Source organism: Ancylomarina sp. 16SWW S1-10-2 (assembly GCF_009669305.1).
GTDB lineage: Bacteria > Bacteroidota > Bacteroidia > Bacteroidales > Marinifilaceae > Ancylomarina.
The window spans coordinates 196,724-220,799 of sequence record NZ_SADB01000001.1 but is presented as its reverse complement, the minus strand read 5'-3'; the positions used below and the strand labels follow the sequence as shown (position 1 = coordinate 220,799).

Below are 24,076 nucleotides of genomic sequence, written 5' to 3'. Positions count from 1 at the left end.
TGAATTTGTTTATCTTTGTTGGGAAAAACAAATAAAAATATTGCTTGTGAATAAATCTGAATTGAATCGTATTTTCGAGTCCTTCTCCGATTACAACATTCTTATTATAGGTGACGTTATGGTTGATGCTTACGCATGGGGTAAGGTCGATCGTATATCTCCAGAGGCTCCAGTGCCAATTTTTTCATGTTCAAGTCGTGAAAATAGATTGGGTGGTGCTGCCAATGTGGCTTTGAATATTAAGTCTTTAGGTGCAAATCCCATATTGTGTTCTGTAATTGGTGACGATGATAGAGGTAAGGATTTTATCAAACTTCTGTCTGAAATTCAGCAAGATCAGTCGGGTATTGTCACTTGTTCTAATAGAAGAACAACTGTTAAAACCAGATTTATTAGTAATAATCAGCACGTTATTCGTATCGATGAAGAAGATACGCATGAGTTAGCTGATGAAACTGAAATTTCTTTTATTAAACATGTTGTCAATTTAATGGATAACCAAGATATTCATGCCATTGTTTTTGAAGATTACGATAAAGGATTAATCACAAGGGAATTGATTGAGACTGTTACGGATAAGGCTAAACAAATGAATATTCCTATTTTAGTTGACCCTAAAAAGCGTCATTATTCAGACTATAAAAATGTTACTTTGTTCAAACCAAATTTTAAAGAATTTGTTGAAGGTTCCAACTTGACTCTTGAAAAAGGAGATATTGATGGTTTGTTTCGAGCTGCAAAACAATTTCAGAGAGAGATGGGTGTTGATAAGTTGATGATTACGCTTTCGGAATTAGGTGTATTTATCAGTAACGAGACTGCTTTTGAGCATATTCCTGCAGTCGTTAGAAAAATTGCTGATGTATCAGGAGCTGGAGATACGGTTATTTCTGTAGCAACACTTTGTTTAACAGCAGGAATGAATTCAGCAGATATTGCTGCCATATCGAACCTTGCAGGTGGTATTGTTTGTGAAATACCCGTTGTAGTTCCTATTGACAAGGAGCAGTTACTCGCTGAGAGTCTTAAACTTTATGCAGAAGCTTAATTCTATTTAAAATTGTTTATAACTTTGCACTTATTATTAATAAGTCTGAGGCTGTCTAAATTTTAAATGTCGTTTAAAATGCTATCTTTGAAACTAACGAAAACATGACTAAATAGAACTAGATTATAAGAGATTATGATTGGTCAAGTTATTGTTTTTCGTCTATCTAAGGTAAGTGTTGTATCTACAAAAGGGGAACGGGTTTTATTCGTTTTATCCGATTAAAATAGAAATTGTTTATGGCTAAAATAATCGCTCTTGCAAATCAAAAAGGTGGTGTTGGAAAAACAACAACAGCCATCAATCTAGCTTCTAGTCTTGCTGTGTTAGAACATCGTGTTCTTATTGTAGATGCCGATCCTCAAGCTAATGCAACATCAGGCTATGGTTTTGATGTTCGTGTAATTGAAAATAGTTTGTACGAATGTATCGTTGATGGCATTGATCCTAAAGATGCAATTCTTAAAACTGAAATGGAAGGTTTAGATCTTCTTCCTTCACATATTGATTTGGTAGGTGCAGAAATTGAAATGCTGAATTTAGCTAATCGTGAAAAGATTCTTCTGAATGTTTTGAACGCTGTTCGCGATGATTATGATTATATCTTAATTGATTGTTCACCTTCTTTAGGATTGATTACAGTTAATGCTTTAACCGCAGCAGATTCTATTTTAATACCGGTGCAGTGTGAATATTTTGCACTAGAAGGTTTAGGTAAGCTTTTAAATACAATTAAGATTATTCAAAGTAGATTAAATCCTGATTTGGAAATTGAAGGTTTCTTATTAACCATGTATGATAGCCGTTTACGCTTATCTAATCAAGTGGTTAGCGAAGTGAAAAAACATTTTCAGGATATGGTTTTCGAAACGATTATCCAGCGAAATACAAAACTAGGAGAGGCACCAAGTTACGGAAAGCCTGCTATTTTATATGATGCAGAATCTAAAGGAGCTGTTAATTATTTAAACTTAGCTCGAGAGCTAGTTGTTAATAATACAGAAGCGGAAGAAGAGCATCAAGATAATGAAATTGAGAAATAAGGAAATGCAATTCGATTAGCATAATAAACTATTGGAATTCATATTTTATAATGATATGTTATGGCAAAAAAGAGTGCATTAGGTAGAGGTTTAGGAGCTTTGATTGACGATCGAGATGAATTTCAGACTCGTCCTTCTCACAAGGATAATGAATTAAGTAACGAAATTGAGCTATCGAAGATTGAGGTTAATCCTTTTCAACCTCGAACTAAATTTAACGAAGAGTCTTTAAATGAATTAGCTCAATCGATTAAAGAAATTGGTATCGTTCAGCCTATCACTGTTCGCAAATTGAATAACAATTCATTTCAACTTATTGCAGGAGAACGTCGTTTAAGAGCGGCTAAAATTGCTGGTTTAACAAAAATACCTGCATATGTTCGTCTTGCTGAAGATGACAAAATGCTCGAGATGGCTTTGGTTGAAAATGTTCAGCGTGAAGATCTTGATTCCATGGAAGTTGCTATTTCATATCAACGATTAATTGACGAATGTGATTTAACTCAGGAAAGTTTGAGCGATCGTGTTGGAAAGAAACGATCAACTATTTCAAATTATCTACGTTTACTTAAACTGCCAGCTGAAATTCAGAAGGGAATTCGTGAAAAGCAAATCCTTATGGGACATGCTCGTGCGTTGGTGAATGTAAATAATAGAGAGTATCAATTGTCTATCTTTAAAATGGCTGCGACTCAAGATCTTTCTGTAAGAAAGATTGAAGAAATGGTTCGCGAAGCTAATAGTGGAAAACCTATTAAAGAAAAGACTAGTACTGGTCGTTTGGCTGAAGAATATGAGAGTTTGAAAGATCATTTATCAAAATATTTTGATTCTAAGATTGATTTGAAACGTAACGATAAAGGAAAAGGAAAGATTATTATTCCTTTTAAATCCGATGATGATTTAGAACGTATTCTAGCTGTTCTTGATCAGATGAAATCATAAAACCTCAAAAAAAATACGTTTTGAATAAGTCAAAAACACTTCTTTTTCTTGTAATAGTGTGCTTTGTTGTGATAATTTCTGGACAAAATGTACAGGCGCAGAAAATTGAATCAGATACTACTTATAAAGCTATAGAAGTAGAAGAACATTCTCCTCATAAGGCTACTCTTTATTCTGCTTTACTTCCAGGATTGGGGCAAATTTATAATAAGAAATATTGGAAGGTACCTATCTTGTATGCAGGTATTGGTGCTTCTGTTTATGCTATTAGTTGGAATACAGGTCAATATAATGACTATAAGAATGCTTATTTTGATTTTACAAAATATTTAGAATTCAAAAACCAAGCTGAAGGTGATGGTATTGAAGAGCCGACATCTAAACGTTTTCAGAAACTTAGTCCAGACACAGATTTTTCTACAACGACTTCGGATTATGATGATTGGTTTAAAACGACATTTAAAAATAAGAAAGATTCCTATAGGCATGATAGAGATTTAAGTTATATTATTCTATTTGGAGTTTATGTCATTAATATTATTGATGCAACGGTTGATGCTCATTTAACTAATTTCAATATTAATGATGATTTAACGATGACTATTCAACCCAAGATGAATTATAATCCAGTATCGGGTAATATGCTTGGACTCTCTTGTCGATTAAACTTTTAATGTTTTAGAAATTTAACGAAAGGATTTTGTCATGAAATCATTTATCAGTCTAATTCTTATTGTATTCTTTAACTTATCGGTTTTTTCTCAGGATAAGTTAATTGTTTTGCATCATATTGTTGGTGATACAATAGATAAGCAAGAGCAGCAAGAGTTCCTATTGTTTTCTGATATTCTAGATCAAAGTTTTACCTTTGCAACAATTCATTTTGATGATGAAAAATACACGATACATATCAATTCATCTTCAGGCTTGAAAATTGTTGACATTAAAAAAGAAGATCTTGTTGAGAATGCCAATCACGTTGATAAGCTTGTGGGATACTTTAAATTTTTAGTAGATAAGAAGGATTCCTTGAATCTTGATTTTAAAAATACAGCAAGTTATCCCAAGTTTCAATCTGAATTCTTAACGCTTGTACAAAAACAACAAATTGCTAAAGAGGCTGGTATTTTTTTTAGCTTGAATCAAGAAGCTGAGGAACGTGGATTAGTTGGCGTAGAAAAGGAAAATTATATCAAAGTGAATAGTAAGAGTTGGTTGACAGAAATGTTATTTGATATCTTAAAGTAGTTGGTGATTATACATTTTTTAAGATTTGTGGAGCAATAAAATTTGCTTGAATGCGTATAATCAAAAGTGGAGAGTGCAAGTTGCACTAGTATTAATATGAATTCTATTTCATGAAGAGATAGAAATGAAGAAATGAAACAAATATGAAATTTAAATATTCCCTTTATTCCCTAGCTCTTATTACTAGCATGGCTTGTTCTACGAGTAAAAAAGCTACTGATATTTCGAATGTAGTAGATAAATCGCAAGAGGAATTCGCGCTGTCTAGTGAAGTTGATAATCCTATTATTGAGGAAGAAGAAATGATTCCTGCAGTTGAGAAAGATTCCTTAGCTTTTCTTAAGATTAATCCAGTTGATGTTCGTTGGGATTTGAATGATAGTATTCAACCAGAATTCAAAAGTGATTTGGATAAATTGGTTAATGCATGGTATGCTGAAAATTCGATTAAAACAACAGAATATGTTGGTCCAGAGACGAAGTACGTAAAGGAGAATATAGCAGATTCAGTTTATATTAAGCGTTTACAGTCGATACCATCTATGTTCGATTTATCGTATAATAAAATTGTAAAGAATTACATCGAACTTTATACACAGCGTAGAAGAGACCAAGTAGAGATTATGCTGGGGATGTCGGAATATTATTTTCCGATTTTTGAGGAAATTCTCGATAAAGAAGGTTTGCCTCAAGAGTTAAAGTACCTTCCTATTATTGAATCGGCACTTAATCCTAAAGCATTGTCGAGAGCTGGTGCTTCCGGTTTGTGGCAGTTTATGTATTCTACAGGAAAAATGTATAAGTTGGAGGTAAACTCCTTTGTAGATGATCGTCGTGATCCTATAAAATCGAGTTATGCTGCGGCAAAATTTCTTAAGGACTTATATAAAATGTATGGTAATTGGCCATTGGTTATTGCTGCATATAATTGTGGTCCTGGAAATGTAAATAAGGCTATTCGCCGAAGTGGAGGCAAGAAAAATTATTGGGATATTTATTACCGATTACCAAAGGAAACTAGAGGTTATGTGCCAGCTTTTATTGCAGCACTATATTCATTTAACTTTCATGCAGAACACGGCTTGTATCCACGTCCAAATCAATTTCCAGAGGTTTGTGATACTATAATGGTAAAGGAGCAGTTACATTTCGATCAGATTGCAAAATTTGCCAATGTTTCTAAAGAAAAATTGCGTGAGTTGAATCCTCAGTTTCGTGCTGATATTATTCCCGCTTATAATAAACCATATGCTTTGAAAATTCCTTTTGAATCTGCATTGGCTTTTATTGATAATCAGGATTCAATTATATCATACAAGAAAGACTATTATTTTAACCTGAAAGATAAGGTTGTTAATCCACGTGATAGATACCAAAAATACGCACATGTTGTTCCCAAAGGACAATCTAAGGTTTATTATAAAGTGAAGTCTGGTGATGCGGTTGGTCTAATTGCTTCTTGGTTTCATGTTAGAACTTCAAATTTACGTTACTGGAATAATATTCACCGTAATATGATTCGTGTTGGTCAGAATTTAGCCATATACGTTCCTAAGTCGAAGTATTCGTACTATAAGTCTTTTAATAGTATGTCTAAGAGACAAAAACAAGCGACTCTTGGTAAGTCATATGTTGCTAAGACGACTACTAGTGATGTTAAGCAATCAACATCAGAAGATAGTGGAGAGTATGTTTATTACACGGTTAGAAAGAATGATAATTTCTGGACTATTGCTAAAAAATACCCAGGGGTTTCGAACTACGATATCATGAGAATTAATAATATAAAAAATTCTCATAGTTTAAGAGTAGGTCAAAAATTGAAGATTAAGCAAAAGAGTTAGTCTCTATAAAATATTTAGTAAAGAAAAAGCCAGTAGATTTTCATCTACTGGCTTTTTAAATTCTCATTATTTGAGAATTTATTTTTTGTTATTCATAACGTCGTTTTGAATAAGGATAGATTCTTTGTGAATCATTCTAAGTAATTGAGTAAGGAATTTTTCAGACAAGCCTAATGATTTTCCTAATTCAGTTCCTTGCTCTCGCACTTTCTCCCATCGTTTAAGCTGAAGAATATTCAAATTTTGTTTCGATTTATACTCTCCAATTTCGCTTACTACATTCATTCGCTGTGCTAAAAGTTCAATAAACTGAGCATCTATCGAATCAAGTTGATTTCGAAATTGACCTAGCGGGTTGTAGTCTTCATTATTTTTAATACTTAATCGACAAACTAAGTTGTTTAATATCGTGTTTAATTCTGAAGGACTAATTTGTTGTTCAGTTTGACTTAAGTCTGCATTCGGAATGGAATTGCTTTCTATCATCAAACCGTCCATATTTAAGTCTAGAGCTTTTTGAGACATTTGTTGAATATGCTCTTTGTCTCCAGCAATATGAGATGGATTACAAATCATAGGTAGATTGTGAAATCTTGATTTTAATTCAATTGCAATTTCCCATTTAGGTATGTTCCGTAAGCTTGTTTGTTCAAAAGGAAAGAATCCGCAGTGAATAGCAGCTAATTTAGAAATACCCGCTTTATTGATTTGTTCCAATGCTCCAATCCAAAGGTTAATATCAGGATTAAGAGGGTTTTTTATCATTACAGGTATATTCATACCTTGTAATGCACTTGCCAGTTCTTGTATAGAAAATGGGTTTGATGTTGTTTCAGATCCTATCCAAAGAATATCAACGTTATGACGAAGGCACATTTCTACGTGCTTAGGAGAAGCAACCTCAACCATGGTTAGTAGATTAGTCTCTAACTTAACCTGATTTAACCAGTGAAGCGTATCATCCCCACGACCGTCAAAACTATTTACATTGGTACGTGGCTTCCAAATACTAGATCTAAAAATCTTGACCTGGTCAATCTCTTTTAATTGACGAGCTGTATTTAAGACTTGTTCTTCTGATTCAGAACTCGACGACCCACTAATTATTATTGGGCGGCTGTCTAATCTTTTAAACCACTCATTAATGGGCATTAAATTATTTAATTCGTTCATAGTCTTAATTTCGGCTGGATTTAAATGTTTTCTTAGGCTGAAAATACGTCTGCAAAATTACACTTTTAATTCTTTAAAGAAAATTCTAAATTAACTCATTCTATTATTCTTTTATAAAACATGATTTGGGAAATTAGTATTTAGATGAATTAGGCGTTAAATGTGCTCCAGAATAAATAAATGAGTGGTGTTAGGTTCTGTTTAATGCTATATAGATTCCTTTTTTTTCTTATTTGATTTCTTAAATATTAATGTTAATTTAAAGGGGAGTTTAATTCACTAAATCTTGCTTATGAACTTATTAGATCCAATCCTAAAAATTTTCAGTTTTGATAAAGAAGATTTTTACTACGTTAAAATCGAGAGAAACGAGAAGTGTTATTGTAATAGTGGTAAAAAGTATAAAAGTTGTCACTATCCTAAGCATCTTAAATCGAGTAAGCGTGCCGTTCGTAAGATTAACTTGCTAACAGGAGAAGAAACGATTAAAGTTTTATCCATAAAGAAAATTAGAAAAGATCACGATTTGTTTAAAACCTCAGTTATTAGTGAGTAGTTCGTTGAAATAAGAGGTAAATAGATATTTGGAACTTCATTAAAGATTTGAAAGTCAAGATGATTTTAAATTTTATTGAAGCAAGGAGTCTTAGGCTTTCACTCAATATTGTTTTTGGAAGATGAATGTCTCTTACATTAAAGAGATGTATGTTGGTGTGCTTATGCTTTACAAAAATTAGAACATAAAAAAGCTCTCATTAATTAAAATGAGAGCTATGAAATATTTTATTTAGATTCTTTTTTTGTCATATTATTTATTAATGAGAAGAAAATATATACAAATAGAATTAGTGGAATAACCAACCATTTAAGAAGAATTGCTAATATGGCTAAAGTGATTAGAAATAAATATCGGATTTTATTTTCTTGCCATTTAAGATTCTTAACTTTTAGAGCAAACATAGGAATTTCAGAAACCAAAAGTAGTGAGGTTATAATTATTGCTCCTAAAATAAGCCACTGGTTAGCAAGAAGATTTTCTATCATTGGATAGTCACCAAAATGAAGTACTATAGGTAGTGATGCCCAAAACATTGCATTTGCAGGAGTAGGAATACCCATAAATGATGTGGTTTGGCGTGTATCTACATTGAATTTAGCTAATCGAAGTCCTGAGAAAATTGAAATAAGAAAGGCAGATAGTACTATTGCTAATTGTGAATATGACAATGTTTCTGGTGTGAAAGCAGTATCTCCTAATACTGCTAGTTTCATGTAAGAGAAAGCAATGCAAGCTGGTGCAAATCCAAAACTAAGCATGTCGGCTAATGAATCTAACTCTTTCCCCATTTCAGAATAAGCTCCCAATAAACGAGCAAACATGCCATCCATAAAATCGAATACTGCAGCAAGAAGTATGACTAAGGAAGCTCCAAATAAATAACCTTCAATAGCTAATAAACTGGCAATACAGCCTGATAATATATTTAGACAAGTTATGGTGTTGGGAATGTGTTTTGTGATTGTCATTTTGTGTATTATTTTTTTGATCAATAAAATTTGTTCTTTAAAGTGAACCTTGCAAAATTAGTTTAAAAATCGGAAAGCTTTGAAAAGTTTCATAGAGAATGTCATTGAACTAAAAAAAGCATTGTATTTTTACGCTTCGTCCAAAATCTATATGATGCAAAAATACCTAATCTTTCTATTTTTTATTATTTCAAGCTATAGTCTTTTAGGGCAAACTTCAGCACCTAAATACAGCAACGAGTTTTTATCTGTTGGTATAGGAGCAAGAGCTTTTGCAATGGGTAATGTGGCTGTGGCTTCTCAAGAGGGAGTTGAATCTGCCTATTGGAATCCTGCTAGTTTGGCCGATTTAAGTAGAAAGTATGACTTGTCAGCTATGCATGCTGAATATTTTGCAGGTATGGCTGCATACGATTATGTTGGTTTTGGTATAAAGTTGGACGAAAAAAGTGCTTTGGCTTTTAGTGTTATTCGATATGGTGTGGATGATATTCCCAATACGTTAGAACTGATTGATAAGGATGGAAATATTCGATACGATTTAGTAACGACATTCTCAGCTGCAGATTATGCTTTGTTGATTTCTTATGCCAAAAAAACAAAAATTAAAGGTTTATCTATTGGTGGAAATGTAAAGTTGATTTATCGTCATACTGGTGATTTTGCATCGGCTTATGGATTTGGAATCGATGCGGCCTTAAAATATAAAACAGGTAATTGGCAGATGGGAGCTTTATTGCGCGATGCTAGCTCAACGTTTAATGCTTGGGTTTTTAAAACGGATGATTTAGAGCAAGTCTTTAAAGATACTGGAAATGAGATTCCTGAAAATTCTACCGAAATTACATTGCCTCGATTAATTTTAGGAGTGAGTAGAGATATCAGATTAACCGATAAGGTTTCTGTTTTGGCAGAGCTAGATGCTGATTTTACTTTCGATGGTGAGCGTCATACCTTAATCGAAGGAGATCCTGTTAGTATAGATCCACATATGGGTTTGGAATTTCAATATCAGAACCTAATCTATTTAAGGATGGGCGTGGGGAATATCCAAAGAGAAACAGATTTTAAACAAGAGGAATCACTGGTTTTTCAACCTAACATGGGCTTAGGTATTCATTATAAAAATTTTCGTCTCGATTATGCTCTTACCGATATTGGTGATCAATCCATTTCTTTGTATTCAAACGTATTTTCGCTCTCTTACGCCTTTGAATAAATTATTAAAACATAAATTTTTAATTTTTTCTGATGCCTCTTTTTATTCTGTGTTAAGATTAAAGATGTCAACATTTCTTCGGTATTTTAGCTTGTTGTACATTTAAAATTCACTATTTTAGGTATCTTGTAAAGGCTATTTTAAAACTAAAATTTAATCTACTTATGCGTATCTCAATTATCGATTTGGGTACCAATACATTCAATTTGCTTGTGGCTGAAATTACGGCTAGTAAGCAAATTAATATACTACATCGTTCCAAATATCCAGTTAAGTTAGGAGAGGGAGGAATAAATCAAAACTATATTACTGATGAGGCTCAAAAACGTGCTCATTTAGCATTTGTTGAGATGAAGCAAATTATTAATTCTTACCAAACTGTCAAGACTATTGGTTTTGCGACCTCTGCTATTAGAACAGCTGAGAATGGACAGGATTTTGTGAAGCAAATACATCAAGATTTTGATATCGAAATCGAAGTTATTTCTGGAAATAGAGAGGCTGAATTAATTTATTATGGAACGCGAGAAGCGGTTGGCTTGAATGATGAGATCGTTGCAATTCTTGATATTGGTGGAGGTAGTAATGAGATAATCATTGCTAATGCGGACAAGATTTTTTGGAAGAAATCATATCCGATAGGTATGATTCGTTTGTTGGAACATTTTCATCCTTCTGATCCAATTAAATTGGATGAGATTAAGGCAATTGAAGCTTTCCTGAAAGATAAATTGAGTGATTTAATTGAAGTATTGAAGACCTATTCTGTAAAAACATTAATAGGTTCATCTGGTTCGTTTTCTACTTTACGTCAGGTTATTATGGCTGAAGAGGAAAATGAATTGTACACTGATCAAACCTATTTCAATATAAAACTAGAGGATTTTAATACCTTGCATAAACGTTTCTTAGAGTCGACACTTGAGGAAAGAATGCAGATGGAAGGTATGGATGCTACTCGTGTACATCTTATGGTTGTCGCCAGTGTTTTTATTAACTTTCTAGTTAAAGAAAGTGAGTTGTCTGTTTTGTTTCAGTCTGCTTATGCCTTAAAAGAAGGTGCTCTTTTCGATTATCTTAAAGTTTTAGATGAATCAGAGAAGTTGATATCGTAGAATTTAGTTAAATATATTTAAGTCATTATCTTAATATTATAGCATGTCAAAAATTTTAATCGTCGATGACGAAAAAAGTATTCGCAATACTTTGAAAGATATCCTTTCGTACGAAAAATATCAAGTGAGTCTTGCCGAGAATGGAATGGAAGCTATTAAAATGGTTGAAGCCAATGAGTTTGATGTGATTCTTTGTGATATAAAAATGCCAGAAATGGATGGAATCGAGGTTCTTGAGAAGCTACAGGAAATAGCTTTTGATGTACCTGTTATCATCATTTCGGGACACGGTAATATTGATACTGCCGTTGAAGCTATTAAAAAAGGAGCTTTCGATTTTATTGAAAAACCGCTTGATTTAAATCGAATTCTAATCACCATTAAAAATGCTCTTGAAAAGGCTGTTCTTATAACTGAAACGAAAGTTCTGAAACGAAAGGTGAGTAAGAAGTACGACATGATTGGTGAATCGAAAGCCATTATGGAGTTAAACGATATGATTGAAAAAGTTGCTCCAACTGATGCTCGTGTTTTGATTACGGGCTCTAACGGAACGGGTAAAGAGCTTGTTGCACATCGAATTCACGAAAAAAGTAATAGAGCTAAAAAACCATTTATAGAGGTTAACTGTGCGGCTATTCCTTCGGAACTTATAGAAAGTGAATTGTTTGGGCACGAGAAAGGTTCTTTTACTTCGGCGTATAAGCAGCGAAAAGGGAAGTTCGAATTGTCTGATGGTGGAACTCTATTTTTAGATGAAATTGGTGACATGAGTCTATCTGCTCAAGCCAAAGTTTTGCGTGCTTTGCAAGAAAATACGATTACTCGTGTTGGTGGTGATAAAGAGATAACTGTTGATGTAAGGGTAATTGCTGCGACGAATAAAAATCTTTCGGATGAGATTGCATTGAATAAGTTTCGTGAAGATTTATATCATCGATTAAGCGTTATTTTGATTAAGGTTCCCGCTTTGAACGATAGAATTGAAGATATTCCTTTATTGGTACAGCATTTTATCAAGATGATTTGTTCAGATATGGGCTTACCTCCAAAAACAATTGCTGATGATGCTATTGCTGAACTTTTAAAACTGGATTATACGGGAAATATCCGGGAGCTTAGGAATATAATTGAGCGATTAATTATTTTGGGTGCTAAAGAAATTACCAAGAAAGATATTGTGCTGTATGCTGGTGCCAATAAAAAGTAAATATGAAAACAAAAGATCATAAAACGCATATAGGAATTTATGGGCGTAGAAATTGCGGTAAATCTTCCATCATAAATACGTTGGCTGATCAGCAAATTGCAATCGTATCGGATATTGCAGGAACAACAACCGATCCTGTTAAAAAATCCTTTGAAATTTTAGATTATGCACCTGTTATTCTAATTGATACTGCAGGTATTGATGATACTGGTGATTTGGGGAAAAAGAGAATCCAAAAAACATTACATTCTATTTCGACCATCGATTTAGCTATTTTGGTGATTGCTGATAATGTCTTTGGAACTTTTGAAGAAGATTTAATAGAGAAATTCAATTATTATAAAACACCTTTCTTCATTATCCACAATAAAGCGGATGAGACGAGAATAGATAAGGCTCTTAAATCAAAATTAGAGAAAACGCATAAAACTTCAGTTGTTAATTTTTCAACTGTAAAAACCGATAATTTCGATGAGATTATTGATTTAATTAAGAAAACGGCACCAGAATCTTCTAAAGTATTTAAAACTATTATTGGTGATTTAATTCAACCCAATGATGTAGTGATGTTAATTTGTCCGATTGATTCGGAAGCTCCATCTGGTCGTATGATTTTACCTCAAGTGCAGTTAATTCGTGATGTGTTGGATAATCATTGTGTGAATATTGTTCTTCAGGAAGATCAGGTAACTGAGTTTTTTAGAACAACGAATGTAAAACCTAAACTTGCCATTACCGACAGTCAGATATTCGATTTAGCAGGTCAGCTCGTTCCAAAAGACATTCCCCTTACAAGTTTTAGTACTGTTTTGGCTCGACAAAAAGGCGATTTCGAAAATTACTTAAAAGGAACACCAAAAATTGATGATTTAAAAAGTGGAGATCGTATTCTAATTCTAGAATCATGCTCTCATCACGTTTCTTGCGAAGATATTGGACGATTTAAATTACCTGCTTGGTTAAAAAAATATTGCAATTGTGAATTAGATTTCGATGTTGTTTCAGGGCTCGATGCGATTCAACGTCCTATACATGATTATGCTATGGTGATTCAATGTGGTGGTTGTATGATTACAAAGAAGCAAATTCATAATCGACTATTACCAGCTATCGAAGCTGGAATTCCTGTTAGTAATTATGGTTTAGCCATTGCTTTTGTACAGGGAATATATAATAGAGCTATTGAACCATTTAAAATGTAAGAGGTTCGTGTGGTTATAAGAACTGATAGCTGATTTAATTTTATATTTACTATCTCAAATTTAATTATTTATTATATGCCCAATAAATTCACTAAATCAACTGCAACTTTTGGAACATTGCCAGTTTTTATGACTGCAATTTCTACTATTCTAGGTGCAATTTTATTCCTTCGTTTTGGTTGGGCTGTTGGTAATGTAGGTTTTATAGGTGTTATCGGAATTATTATTCTAGGACATATGATTACCATACCAACTGCTATGGCTGTTGCAGAGATTGCGACTAACCAAAAGGTACTTGGAGGTGGAGCATATTATATAATATCTCGATCTTTCGGCTTGAATATTGGTGCGGCAATTGGGATCACTCTTTATCTCTCTCAAGCTATTTCAGTTGCCTTTTATATTATTGCATTTGCCGAAGCATTCGATCCTGTAATTCAGTGGGTAGCTAATGATTTTGGTTGGTTAATCTACGATAAACGTGCTATTACAATTCCAGCAATGTGCATTTTGTCTGGTTTATTTTTATGGAGAGGTGCAAATATGGGAATGAAGATCCTATATATAGTTGTTGGAACTTTAGCTGTTTCACTTTTCATGTTTTTTATTGGTTCCCCCGCAGATGCACCACAAGATATTGTTTTGGATGCTACGGTTGAAAATCCCAAAAGTTTTTTCTACGTTTTCACTATTATATTTCCTGCTTTTACGGGCCTTGCAGCTGGTTTAGGCTTATCGGGAGAACTGAAAAATCCCAAACGATCGATTCCAAGAGGAACCATTTGGGCAACGGTTGCTGGTTTGGTTGTTTACCTTTTGGCTGCTTATAAATTTACCGTTTCGGCTAGTCCCGAAGATTTAGATAGCAACCAACTTATTATGAGTAATATTGCAATTTGGGGTCCAATTATTCCAATTGGTTTGGCGGCAGCTTCTTTATCATCAGCATTGGGTTCAATAATGGTTGCGCCACGTACTTTGCAAGCCATTGGTATGGATGATGTTTTTCCTCAGCGAGGTTTTAATAAATGGTTGAAAAAGGAGAATAGAAAAACGACAGAACCGCTTAATGCTTCAGTCATATCTATTCTTATTGCTTTTGTGTTTATCATGATAGGTGATGTTAATTTTGTTGCTCAAATTATTTCCATGTTTTTTATGGTAACCTATGGTGCCATTTGTCTGATTTCATTCCTTGAACATTTTGCTGCAGATCCATCTTATCGCCCAACCTTTCGTTCTCGTTGGTATTTATCTCTCATGGGAGCCTTACTTTCATTCTGGATCATGTTTCAAATGAATATGGCGTATGCAATTGTATCCTTATTGATAATGGGCATGATTTATTACGGAATAAATGTGAGTAACAAGGAGAATAGAGGATTAGCTAAATTGTTTCGTGGTGTTGTTTTCCAATTGAGTAGATACTTGCAAATTTTTGCTCAACGTGCCGAAAAAGTTGATCGTGAAGTGAGTTGGAGACCTTTTGCAATTTGTATATCTAAAGATACTTTTAAGCGTCGTTCTGCTTTCGATTTATTACGATGGATTTCTTACAAATATGGTTTTGGAACTTACATACATTACTTGGAAGGGTTTTTAAATGAAAAAACTAACGAAGAGTCTAAAAGTGTCATGAAACGCCTGATTAATTTGGCCTCAGGGAGTCGGAATAGAGTGTTCTTAGATACGATTATAAGTCCATCGATGACTTCTGCAATCGCACAGGTAATGCAGCTTTCGGGGATATCAGGACACGGATATAATTCAATTCTTTTTGAATATTCACGTATTGAACCTGATCAATTGAATTATGTGATAGATAATTACAATTTAATTGAATCTACTCAATTCGATGTTTGTATTCTAAATACGTCATACAAAGGTTTTGGTTATCACAAAGAAATTCATATTTGGATAGGTTCATCAGATTATGAAAATGCAAATTTGATGATTCTTTTGGCTTATATCATTCAAGGGCATCCCGATTGGAAGAAGGGTTTGATTAAGATCTTTGCGATGTATCCTGAAAAAGATTTAGAGGAGGAACAGGATAAATTATTAAGCCTTATTCGTTCGGGACAGTTGCCAATTTCGTCTAGTAATATCGAATTAATTGGAATTGATCATACGGATAAGAAAAAGGAAATTATGAATAAATCGATGGATGCAGACTTAACAATTCTCGGATTTAATAGAGAAGATATTGATAGAGATAAATTGGATATGTTTACGGGATTCGACGATATGGGGAATATTCTATTTGTAAGTTCTTACAAGAAAATTAAAATCAAGTAAGTCATATTATTTTGTAATTTAGGCGAAGTTTAAATTTTAAAAGAAATCCACATAAGAATGGGGTTTCAAATAATTATAAAAAAGAAGATGGAAAGAATAGCCGTATTTCCTGGATCGTTTGATCCTTTTACAGTAGGACATCAGTCAATTGTTGAGAGAGCTTTACCTTTGTTCGATAAAATCATTATTGCCATAGGTTATAATTCAGAGAAGAAACAATTCTTTCCTGTTGAAAAACGTATTCAGTGGATAAAAGAATGTTTTAACAACGATCCACGAATTGAGGTTGATGTTTATGGCGGTTTGACGGTTGAGTATTGTAAAACGAAAAATGCCCTGTTTATCTTAAGGGGCTTACGTACGGCTGCTGATTTCGAGTTTGAACGTGCTATTGCACAAACAAATAAGAAAATGGTGTACGATATAGAATCAATTTTTCTATTAACGACCCCAGAGCATACTATGATTACATCGACTATTGTTCGTGATATTATGCGCCATGGTGGAGATGCATCTCAGTTTGTTCCAGCGGTTCAAGATCCTGATGCTTATAAGTTGTAATTAATAAAATGGCTATTTTTATCAGATATTCTGATTTGAATAGCCTTTATTTTTCGAATCAGAGAATAAGAATATGCGATCATTATTTATTTTATTGATATTGACTTTTGGAGTGCAAACATCATTTGCAGAAAAAGTAAAGTTGTTTGGTCAACATGCAGCTTATGCGAATACGCAAATACAAGTTTTGTGTTATGATGATGCTTTCTCTAAAACAGAAAAGCAACTTGCGATTATACAGCTTGATAATGAAGGTCGATTTTCTGTGGAATTTGATATTGATGAAACGCAGATGGTATTTTTACCATTAGGTGTGTTTAGAGGCTACTTTTATGTAGAGGCTAATAAAGCATATCAGCTGAGTTTACCTCCTAAAAGAGATCTTTTACCAGCTCAAAAAATGGATCCTTTTTTTGAACCTCAAGACATTTTATTAGGATTTAGAAATACGGATAAGAATGGCTTAAATAGTTTAATTCGTCAATTCGATAATCAGTTTGATAACTTTATCAATCAAAATTTTGAACAAATTTATAACTTACGCTCATCATCGGTAGGCGTTAGTTTTACTAAGCAAATGACGACCGAATATGCACAAGTGAAGAATGCATATTTTAAGGTTTATTTAAAATATCGTTTGGGTTTCCTCGATTATTTATCAAGACCTGAAGCATATTTATCCTTGGAAGAAAAATATTTTTCTAATCAAACTTTAGAGCTGAATAATACGGCTTATACCACTTTGGTCACTAAAGTTTATAATAATGCCCTAGCTTCTGGTTTTAATCACAGAGAGAAGTCTAAATTTATTAAGGCTCTTGAATCTAAAGATGTTTATCAGGAACTAAATAAGGTAATGAAAACTTATACTGCTTATCAGGATAAGACATTTAGAGATATATTATTAGCAAAATCTGTTTTTGATGGAGCCGAAAATGCGTCCCTAACAAGAAGAAAAGCAATAGCTATTATTAAACAAATTAATCAGAATTCCCAAGAATATAAGGTTGTCAGACTAACGAGTAATTACATATCAAAACTTTCTCATTTACTTAAGAATACTAAGGCTCCTGATTTTAAAGTTGGAGATTTTGTATTGGATAATTATAAGGGGAAATACTTGTATCTGAATTTCTGCAATACATCGAACTCTGTTTGGAAAAATGATCTTAAATCACTTGAAAAATTGAATGAGAACTTTGGAAAGGAGATTGAATTTTTGAGTTTCGCCAGTGATGTCGATCCTGTTCGTTTTAAGAACAACATGAAACAATCTGAAACGAACTGGCCTGTTGTTTTGCTTGATAAAGATAATTCTATTTTAAAGGATTATAGGATTAAAGTATTTCCAACTTATATTATTATCAATCCAGAAGGTAAGGTATATCAGTATCCAGCTAGAGGGCCTCATGATGGGGTCGAGAAATTATTCATTAAGATTAAAAGAGATTTACTTCGCAAGCACTATTCTCATAAAAAATAGAAATACTATTTACGAGATGGTTTAATCTATCGCTTTAATTACCTCGAGTATTGAAGCATAGGTGTTTGCTTTAAATGTTTCAAGTTGCTTACTTGGAATCCAACAAACTTTTTCAATATCTTCTTCGGTTTGAGGGACTAATTGCTCATTTCCTGAATAGTACATTTTAAACCAATAGCCGCGTTTTAGTATCCATTTGTTATTCATCCAATAGGTGTGGTAAGTCGATTTTAGTTCATCAGATAACTGTAGATTGCTCACACCACATTCTTCTTCAACTTCACGTAGAGCGGCTTCATCTACGGTTTCATCTTTCTCAACTTTTCCTTTAGGCAAATCCCATTTCCCTAAACGGTGAATAGCTAAGATCTCGTCTTTCTCGTTAAAAACTAATCCACCAGCTGCTTCGATATATTTAAATTGTTTTTTAAACTCTGAGAAAAGCGCTTCGACATCTTCAGCGGCAAAAAATAATGCATCTTTATTTTCATCCTGATCAAAATCAGAAACGATAGCCTCTAAATTTTCTCCCTTAGACCATAGATAAACCAAGCATTTACAATTCATACTTTCAGATTTATCACCTAAGAAAATTGTGCGATTTTTAAAAAATACTTTATACATTTGCGAATGATTTCAGATTAAGGAATTTGTAGTGTAAAAGTTTGTGCTACTGTGGTATAAGCTTGAGTGTTACGCTCGTTTTGTTAATCAATTCATATTTATTGAACCATTAAATCCAATAATCCTATGCAAAGTACTGCAAAACAAATCGCTGAATACCTTTTGCAAATTAAAGCAATTAAGCTAGAACCAACAAACCCATTTACTTGGGCTTCGGGATGGAAATCACCAATTTACTGTGATAACCGTAAAACTTTATCGTATCCAAAAGTTAGAATTGATATTAAAAAAGCTTTTGCAAAGGCTGTTTTAGCTAAATATCCTGATGTTGAAGTTATAGCAGGTGTTGCAACTGGAGCTATTGCTTTAGGTGCCTTGGTTGCTGATGAATTAAATTTGCCAATGGTCTATATTCGTTCTTCTGCGAAAGCTCACGGAATGACTAATTTGATAGAAGGTGACTTAAAAGCTGGACAGAAAGTTGTTGTCATCGAAGATTTAATTTCAACAGGTGGATCTAGTTTAAAAGCTGTTCAAGCTCTTCGCGAAGCAGATTGTGACGTAATGGGTATGTTTGCAATTTTTACTTATGGTTTTCAAAAGGCAGAAGATAATTTTACTGATGCCAAATGTGAATTAGAAACATTGAGTGACTATAACACGATGATTGACTGTGCACAGGAAATTGGTTACGTGAAAGAAGAAGATGTTGCTCAGTTGAAAGAGTGGAGAAAAGATCCAGCAAACTGGAGAAAGTAATAGAAGCTAGAAATAGCCAATAAAAATATATAAAGAGAGTGTCTTAAGTTTAGGCATCCTCTTTTGTATTCTAAAAAAAGTGAAGAATATGTCGACAACAAAGATTGTAAGTGATATCAAAATTATTCCAAGTTATGTGAATAGTATTTATTCCTTTTTATCTGATTTTAGAAAAATTGCTAAAGTTTTTGAATTGGCTTCGGAAAATCCTGAAGTACAAGCTAAAATCGAGGAGCAAACGAATAAAAAGATGAATTTTAAGGATAAAATTGAGCATTGGGAAGCTACTGAAGATAATTGTTCTTTTGTTATAAAAGGATTTGGAGAGGCTGGTTTACAATTTGTTGATAAAGAAGAAAATAAATCATTAAAGTTAACAGGATATGGTCGTAGTCCTTTCGAATTTTATTTTTGGATTCAGTTGATTGAAGCAGGACCTTATGAAACTAAAGTTCGACTGACTGTGCATGCAGAATTGAATGCCATGATGAAGATGATGTTGAAAAAGAAATTAGAAAAAGGTATTAATCAGCTTGCTGAAGGTATGACTCAGATTCCTTATCAAAATCTACAAAATATTGAATAACTAAATGATAAAAAACTATAAAGCTGTTGATATATTCAATAGCTTTTTTTGTGGATTAATCTTTTTTAGATAGCTTTGCGTTTAATGATTCTAAATAAGAAACATAGAATTCTTGCTTGGCTATTATCGATAGCCTTTATTCTGCCTATTTTAGTCAAAGCAGAACATCTGATGTCACCCAATCACGTACATCATGGATACTTATGTTCTCATGATACTGCTGATTTAGAGAATATTTGTGAGATTCAGGAATTTGATTATTTCTTTTTTACACCAGCAAGTATAACGTGTATTCCACCCATATCGGTTTTTAAATTCGAAATTCCAATTATCGAATCAATTCAAAAATCGCGTGAAGAATTAAAATTCTCCTATAGCTTAAGAGCTCCTCCATATATAAGTAAGTTAAATAAATAAGCTGATTGATAAATATCAGATAAAGAATAATGTTGATGAGTTTAAAAATACTTATCAACTTTTCCTATGTGTTTTAAACTTTCTTATATAAATTCATATAACCCGATATTTCATGATACGATATATCTTGGCAATATTATTACTATTGCCCCAATTCTCCTATGCCATAGGCGAAATAAAAAACAATACTCTTACTGGTAGAGTAACCGATTCTGCTGATGGAGTGGGACTTCCTGGAGTTAGTATATTTATTCCAGAACTTCAAAAAGGAACTGTTAGTGATGCTAATGGTTCTTACCAACTTGCGAATTTACCTAATAGTAAAATCACTGTTCAGTTTTCATTTATTGGTTATGAAAGTTCTATTAATACTATTTCTATTGTAAAGGAAAATACCAAATTGGACATTAGTTTGCCGTTCACTTCCGTAACGACGCAAGATGTTGTTGTTTCTGGAGGGTTTCCTTCAGCACAACACGAAAATACCGTTAAGATATCGGTACTTTCCAATGAAGAGTTAAAATTGTTATCAAATACATCTTTAGGTGAGAAATTAGCAAATATACCTGGAGTCGATGTAATCTCAAGAAGTCCGGGTGTTAGTACACCTGTTATTAGAGGTTTATCTTTAAATAATATTCTTTTTCTGAATAATGGTGTTCGTATGGAGAACTTTCAATTTTCAACAGATCATCCTTTTTTAGTAAACGATCAGGGAGCCGATCACATCGAGGTAATTAAAGGTCCAGCATCTCTTCTTTATGGTTCGGATGCCATGGGTGGAGTTATTAATATTCTTCACGAAAAACCGGCTCCAAGCAATACGCTCGAGGCTGATATTTCTAGTCATTTCTATAGTGCTAGTCAGGGAATCGTATCTAATGTTGGGGTGAAAGAATCGCGTAAAAACTGGTTTTGGATGCTAAGAGCAAACCAACAATCTCACAAAGATTACAAAGATGGGGGTAGAGATTATGTACCCAATAGTCGTTTTAATTCCAAGGGACTACAATTAGGCTTCGGTTTAGTAAAAAACATCGGTAGTTTTAAAATTTATTACGATTATTTGCGTCCAAAATTGGGTATGACCACCGGAGAGTCTGTTAGCTTAGTAGACACCGATAAGAGAACAAATAATTATTGGTATCAGGATTTAACACAACATATATTGTCCTCCAGAAATCGCTTGTTTTTAGGTAACTACAAGCTAGAATTGAATGCTGCTTATCAAGCTAATCAAAGAAGACTGAATGGAGATCCTGATTCGGACAATTTTAGATTGGTAGATATGGATTTGAATACCTTTACTTATGACAGTAAATTGTATTTTCCAAGTTCTGACACGAACGAATTTCTTGTGGGGATTCAAGGAATGCATCAGTCAAATACCAATCACGAAGCACCCAATAGAATTATTCCAGATGCAAAAATCGACGATTTTTCTGTTTTTAGTCTTTTTAAGAAAGATATAAATCGTATTGGTCTTCAGTTGGGTTTACGTTACGATCATAGATCTTTGTATGTACCAGAACAGGAAGCGGGTGGACATTCTCATGCAGAAGCTGAAGAGGAAGAACATGAGGAAGATGAGGATCATGAAGAAGAAACAATTCATATTAATCGGAATTTCGACAATATGAATGCTTCCTTGGGAATCACATATCACCTTAACGATAAATTACTTTTTCGAAGCAATATAGCGACTGGTTTTCGAGCTCCAAATTTAGCAGAATTATCGCAAAATGGATTACACGGAGATCGCTACGAAGTGGGAGATACAAATCTCGATCCTCAAAGAAGTTTAGAGTCCGACTTAGGGGTTCATTATCATAGTAATATTCATACTCTCGATTTTTCTCTTTTTTATAACAGAGTTTATGATTATATATACTTATCTCCAACCAATGAAATTGCTCCTGATGATAGTGGTTTTATTTACAGGTACAGTCAGCAAGATGCGAAATTGTATGGTGGAGAGTTGGCTTTGGATTTAGCTCTAAACTCTTTTATTAAGTATCAAGCAAATTATGCCATGGTAATTGGAAAGAAAGACCAAGGAGGACGTTTACCCTATATTCCACAACATAAGTTCAAGAATTCAATTCGCTTTTCAGCAAAAGGGAATCGATTTTTCAAGTCTCCTTTTGTTAACTTAAGTTGGAAACATGCTTTCGAACAAAAGCATCCTTCGCAATTTGAAACTAAAACTGCAGCTTACGATTTAGTCGCTATTCAGGCTGGTAGTAATTTTAAAATTGCCAAACTTGAATCCAATTTATTACTTAGTGTTGATAATCTTTTTAATGAGAAATATGTTGATCATTTATCAAGCTTGAAAATGCTTGGTTTTTACAATCCAGGAAGGAATTTTAATGTGAAATTTACCCTTAAAATTTAACGCTTACCAGATGATTTGTAAACGGTCTTAATTTTAACTAATTACGATCGTAAAATAGATATAATAGGAGGAAAGAGGTGAGCTAGCGAATAAAGCTCACCTCTTTAAAATTAAAGGTTTTAATATGTTTATCTTCATCCTCAATTTGTAATTGACCAAATTCGGATATACCTATTATTTTACCGGTAAACTCACCATCTTCATCTAAGAAGGTACGTTCTTCATTCATCCAATACAGAGACTTTAAATAATCTTTTTCTAATTGTTGTGATTTACCATTTTTAACTTGGAGATAACGATTTTCTATAGAAGCTAAAAGTTTGGTTAGTTCTTCTTCTAAATCGTAAATTTCATTTGTTATATTATTTAATGAAATGGGATTTGGAGCATTAGAAATAAATTTATCCTGATTAATATTTAAACCAATACCACATACCGAGTGCGACACGCGATCTCCCATTATAGCTTGTTCAATTAAAATACCTGCAATTTTATTAGCCCCAACATAGATATCATTAGGCCATTTTATGCTAATATTCTTAGTATGAGTTCTAAGATAATCAGAAACACCAAGAGAAATAAGCATGGAGATTTGAAATTGATCTTGAGCTAAAATAAAATCGGGACGAAGGATAAGACTAATGGTAAGGTTTTTGCCTCCTTTACTTTCCCAAGTATTTGCTTGCTGTCCTCGGCCTTCTGTCTGATTTAACGCCATAATGACAGTTCCACCTGACGGATTGTTGTCTTTTAGTAATTGTAATGCGTACGAATTGGTAGAATTAAGTTGATTGACTCGAATAACTCGATTGGGATGAAATATAATTGGCATAATCGGATTTAAATTGGATATAGAAGCAAAATTAAGCCTAAGATTTTAATTTTTAAGACTTGAAACTCCTTTTTTTATTCATTTGACTCAAATCTAAAGATTGCTTTATTATTATAGATTTAAAAAAAAATTATCTTTGTAAGACTAAACTGTATATATGACAAAAAAAATAGAACATTTACCTGAAAAATTAGTTGATACAATTATTCAAGCTTTGAAAGATTTAAAAGCAATAGATATTGTGAGCGTTGATTTAAAAGAAGTAAGTGGTGCTGTATGTAAATATTTCGTTATCTGTAACGGAACTTCGAGTACTCATGTATCTGCTTTAGCTGATAATGTTCAAAATGAAACATTTGAAAAATTAAATGAAAAAGTGTGGCATAAGGAAGGCCATCAGAATGCGCAATGGCTTCTGTTAGATTATGCAGATGTGGTTGTTCATATTTTTCAAAAAGAATATCGTGATTTTTATCAATTAGAACAACTATGGGCAGATGCCAAAATTACTCGTATTCCAGATGCTCTTTAACTAGTACAAATA

Annotated in this window: 23 protein-coding genes; 19 read left to right on the top strand and 4 right to left on the bottom strand. The window is 33.2% G+C overall.

Features of this window, described 5'->3' with window-relative positions:
* Positions 1-46 precede the first annotated feature (46 nt).
* The 6 genes from EMN46_RS01035 to EMN46_RS01010 all read left to right on the top strand — a co-directional run bounded on the left by EMN46_RS01035 (position 47) and on the right by EMN46_RS01010 (position 6,128).
* Positions 47-1,048, top strand: a complete 1,002-nt coding sequence (locus EMN46_RS01035; RefSeq protein ID WP_368667476.1) for a bifunctional heptose 7-phosphate kinase/heptose 1-phosphate adenyltransferase — start codon at positions 47-49, stop codon at positions 1,046-1,048.
* Between the two features lie 239 nt (positions 1,049-1,287).
* Positions 1,288-2,091: a ParA family protein gene (locus EMN46_RS01030; RefSeq protein WP_154198812.1), complete on the top strand. Its 804-nt coding sequence runs from the start codon at positions 1,288-1,290 to the stop codon at positions 2,089-2,091.
* Positions 2,092-2,151: 60 nt separating this feature from the next.
* Positions 2,152-3,036: a ParB/RepB/Spo0J family partition protein gene (locus EMN46_RS01025; protein ID WP_154198811.1), complete on the top strand. Its 885-nt coding sequence runs from the start codon at positions 2,152-2,154 to the stop codon at positions 3,034-3,036.
* A gap of 20 nt (positions 3,037-3,056) precedes the next feature.
* Positions 3,057-3,710, top strand: a complete 654-nt coding sequence (locus EMN46_RS01020; protein WP_154198810.1) for a DUF5683 domain-containing protein — start codon at positions 3,057-3,059, stop codon at positions 3,708-3,710.
* Between the two features lie 31 nt (positions 3,711-3,741).
* On the top strand, positions 3,742-4,284 hold the full coding sequence (locus EMN46_RS01015; protein WP_154198809.1) for a hypothetical protein: 543 nt from the start codon (positions 3,742-3,744) through the stop codon (positions 4,282-4,284).
* A 143-nt stretch (positions 4,285-4,427) separates the two neighbouring features.
* Entirely contained in the window at positions 4,428-6,128 is a 1,701-nt protein-coding gene (locus EMN46_RS01010; protein WP_229130232.1) for a lytic transglycosylase domain-containing protein, read from the top strand.
* Between the two features lie 78 nt (positions 6,129-6,206).
* Here EMN46_RS01010 and EMN46_RS01005 read toward each other — a convergent pair whose 3' ends face one another.
* Complete coding sequence (locus EMN46_RS01005) at positions 6,207-7,301, bottom strand: chorismate mutase (RefSeq protein WP_229130231.1); 1,095 nt, start codon at positions 7,299-7,301, stop codon at positions 6,207-6,209.
* Between the two features lie 292 nt (positions 7,302-7,593).
* Here EMN46_RS01005 and EMN46_RS01000 point away from each other — a divergent pair, with 292 nt between their 5' ends.
* On the top strand, positions 7,594-7,857 hold the full coding sequence (locus EMN46_RS01000) for an SEC-C metal-binding domain-containing protein (protein WP_154198808.1): 264 nt from the start codon (positions 7,594-7,596) through the stop codon (positions 7,855-7,857).
* Positions 7,858-8,084: 227 nt separating this feature from the next.
* On the opposite strand, the gene EMN46_RS00995 is transcribed toward EMN46_RS01000, so the two are convergent.
* Positions 8,085-8,828, bottom strand: a complete 744-nt coding sequence (locus tag EMN46_RS00995) for a phosphatidylcholine/phosphatidylserine synthase (protein ID WP_154198807.1) — start codon at positions 8,826-8,828, stop codon at positions 8,085-8,087.
* A gap of 154 nt (positions 8,829-8,982) precedes the next feature.
* Between EMN46_RS00995 and EMN46_RS00990 the strand changes: the two genes are divergently transcribed.
* The 7 genes from EMN46_RS00990 to EMN46_RS00960 all read left to right on the top strand — a co-directional run bounded on the left by EMN46_RS00990 (position 8,983) and on the right by EMN46_RS00960 (position 17,916).
* On the top strand, positions 8,983-10,047 hold the full coding sequence (locus EMN46_RS00990; RefSeq protein ID WP_154199017.1) for a PorV/PorQ family protein: 1,065 nt from the start codon (positions 8,983-8,985) through the stop codon (positions 10,045-10,047).
* Between the two features lie 164 nt (positions 10,048-10,211).
* Positions 10,212-11,162: a phosphatase gene (locus EMN46_RS00985; RefSeq protein ID WP_154198806.1), complete on the top strand. Its 951-nt coding sequence runs from the start codon at positions 10,212-10,214 to the stop codon at positions 11,160-11,162.
* Positions 11,163-11,205: 43 nt separating this feature from the next.
* A complete protein-coding gene (locus EMN46_RS00980) occupies positions 11,206-12,372 on the top strand; it encodes a sigma-54 dependent transcriptional regulator (RefSeq protein WP_154198805.1) in 1,167 nt (388 codons plus the stop codon).
* A 2-nt stretch (positions 12,373-12,374) separates the two neighbouring features.
* The gene (gene hydF, locus EMN46_RS00975) at positions 12,375-13,574 is read left to right on the top strand and encodes a [FeFe] hydrogenase H-cluster maturation GTPase HydF (RefSeq protein ID WP_154198804.1); all 1,200 of its coding nucleotides are present in this window, start codon (positions 12,375-12,377) and stop codon (positions 13,572-13,574) included.
* 75 nt (positions 13,575-13,649) lie between these two features.
* Positions 13,650-15,872 (top strand): amino acid permease, encoded by a 2,223-nt coding sequence (locus EMN46_RS00970; RefSeq protein ID WP_154198803.1) that lies wholly within the window; start codon positions 13,650-13,652, stop codon positions 15,870-15,872.
* An 87-nt stretch (positions 15,873-15,959) separates the two neighbouring features.
* Positions 15,960-16,433, top strand: a complete 474-nt coding sequence (gene coaD, locus EMN46_RS00965) for a pantetheine-phosphate adenylyltransferase (RefSeq protein WP_154198802.1) — start codon at positions 15,960-15,962, stop codon at positions 16,431-16,433.
* A gap of 73 nt (positions 16,434-16,506) precedes the next feature.
* Positions 16,507-17,916 carry a redoxin domain-containing protein gene (locus EMN46_RS00960; protein WP_154198801.1) on the top strand — a complete coding sequence of 470 codons (1,410 nt, stop codon included), beginning with the start codon at positions 16,507-16,509 and terminating at the stop codon, positions 17,914-17,916.
* Between the two features lie 21 nt (positions 17,917-17,937).
* Here the strand turns inward: EMN46_RS00960 and EMN46_RS00955 are convergent, their stop codons facing one another.
* Entirely contained in the window at positions 17,938-18,483 is a 546-nt protein-coding gene (locus EMN46_RS00955; RefSeq protein WP_195715151.1) for an NUDIX hydrolase, read from the bottom strand.
* A gap of 183 nt (positions 18,484-18,666) precedes the next feature.
* Here EMN46_RS00955 and pyrE point away from each other — a divergent pair, with 183 nt between their 5' ends.
* From pyrE to EMN46_RS00935, 4 genes are all read left to right on the top strand, one after another.
* On the top strand, positions 18,667-19,299 hold the full coding sequence (gene pyrE / locus EMN46_RS00950; protein WP_154198799.1) for an orotate phosphoribosyltransferase: 633 nt from the start codon (positions 18,667-18,669) through the stop codon (positions 19,297-19,299).
* An 88-nt stretch (positions 19,300-19,387) separates the two neighbouring features.
* Entirely contained in the window at positions 19,388-19,885 is a 498-nt protein-coding gene (locus tag EMN46_RS00945) for a hypothetical protein (protein WP_154198798.1), read from the top strand.
* An 84-nt stretch (positions 19,886-19,969) separates the two neighbouring features.
* Complete coding sequence (locus EMN46_RS00940) at positions 19,970-20,302, top strand: hypothetical protein (protein ID WP_154198797.1); 333 nt, start codon at positions 19,970-19,972, stop codon at positions 20,300-20,302.
* Positions 20,303-20,414: 112 nt separating this feature from the next.
* On the top strand, positions 20,415-22,700 hold the full coding sequence (locus EMN46_RS00935) for a TonB-dependent receptor (protein ID WP_154198796.1): 2,286 nt from the start codon (positions 20,415-20,417) through the stop codon (positions 22,698-22,700).
* Positions 22,701-22,782: 82 nt separating this feature from the next.
* Here EMN46_RS00935 and EMN46_RS00930 read toward each other — a convergent pair whose 3' ends face one another.
* The gene (locus tag EMN46_RS00930; protein ID WP_154198795.1) at positions 22,783-23,532 is read right to left on the bottom strand and encodes a biotin--[acetyl-CoA-carboxylase] ligase; all 750 of its coding nucleotides are present in this window, start codon (positions 23,530-23,532) and stop codon (positions 22,783-22,785) included.
* Between the two features lie 157 nt (positions 23,533-23,689).
* On the opposite strand from EMN46_RS00930, the gene rsfS reads away from it, so the two are divergent.
* Positions 23,690-24,064: a ribosome silencing factor gene (rsfS, locus tag EMN46_RS00925; protein WP_154198794.1), complete on the top strand. Its 375-nt coding sequence runs from the start codon at positions 23,690-23,692 to the stop codon at positions 24,062-24,064.
* Positions 24,065-24,076: the final 12 nt, after the last annotated feature.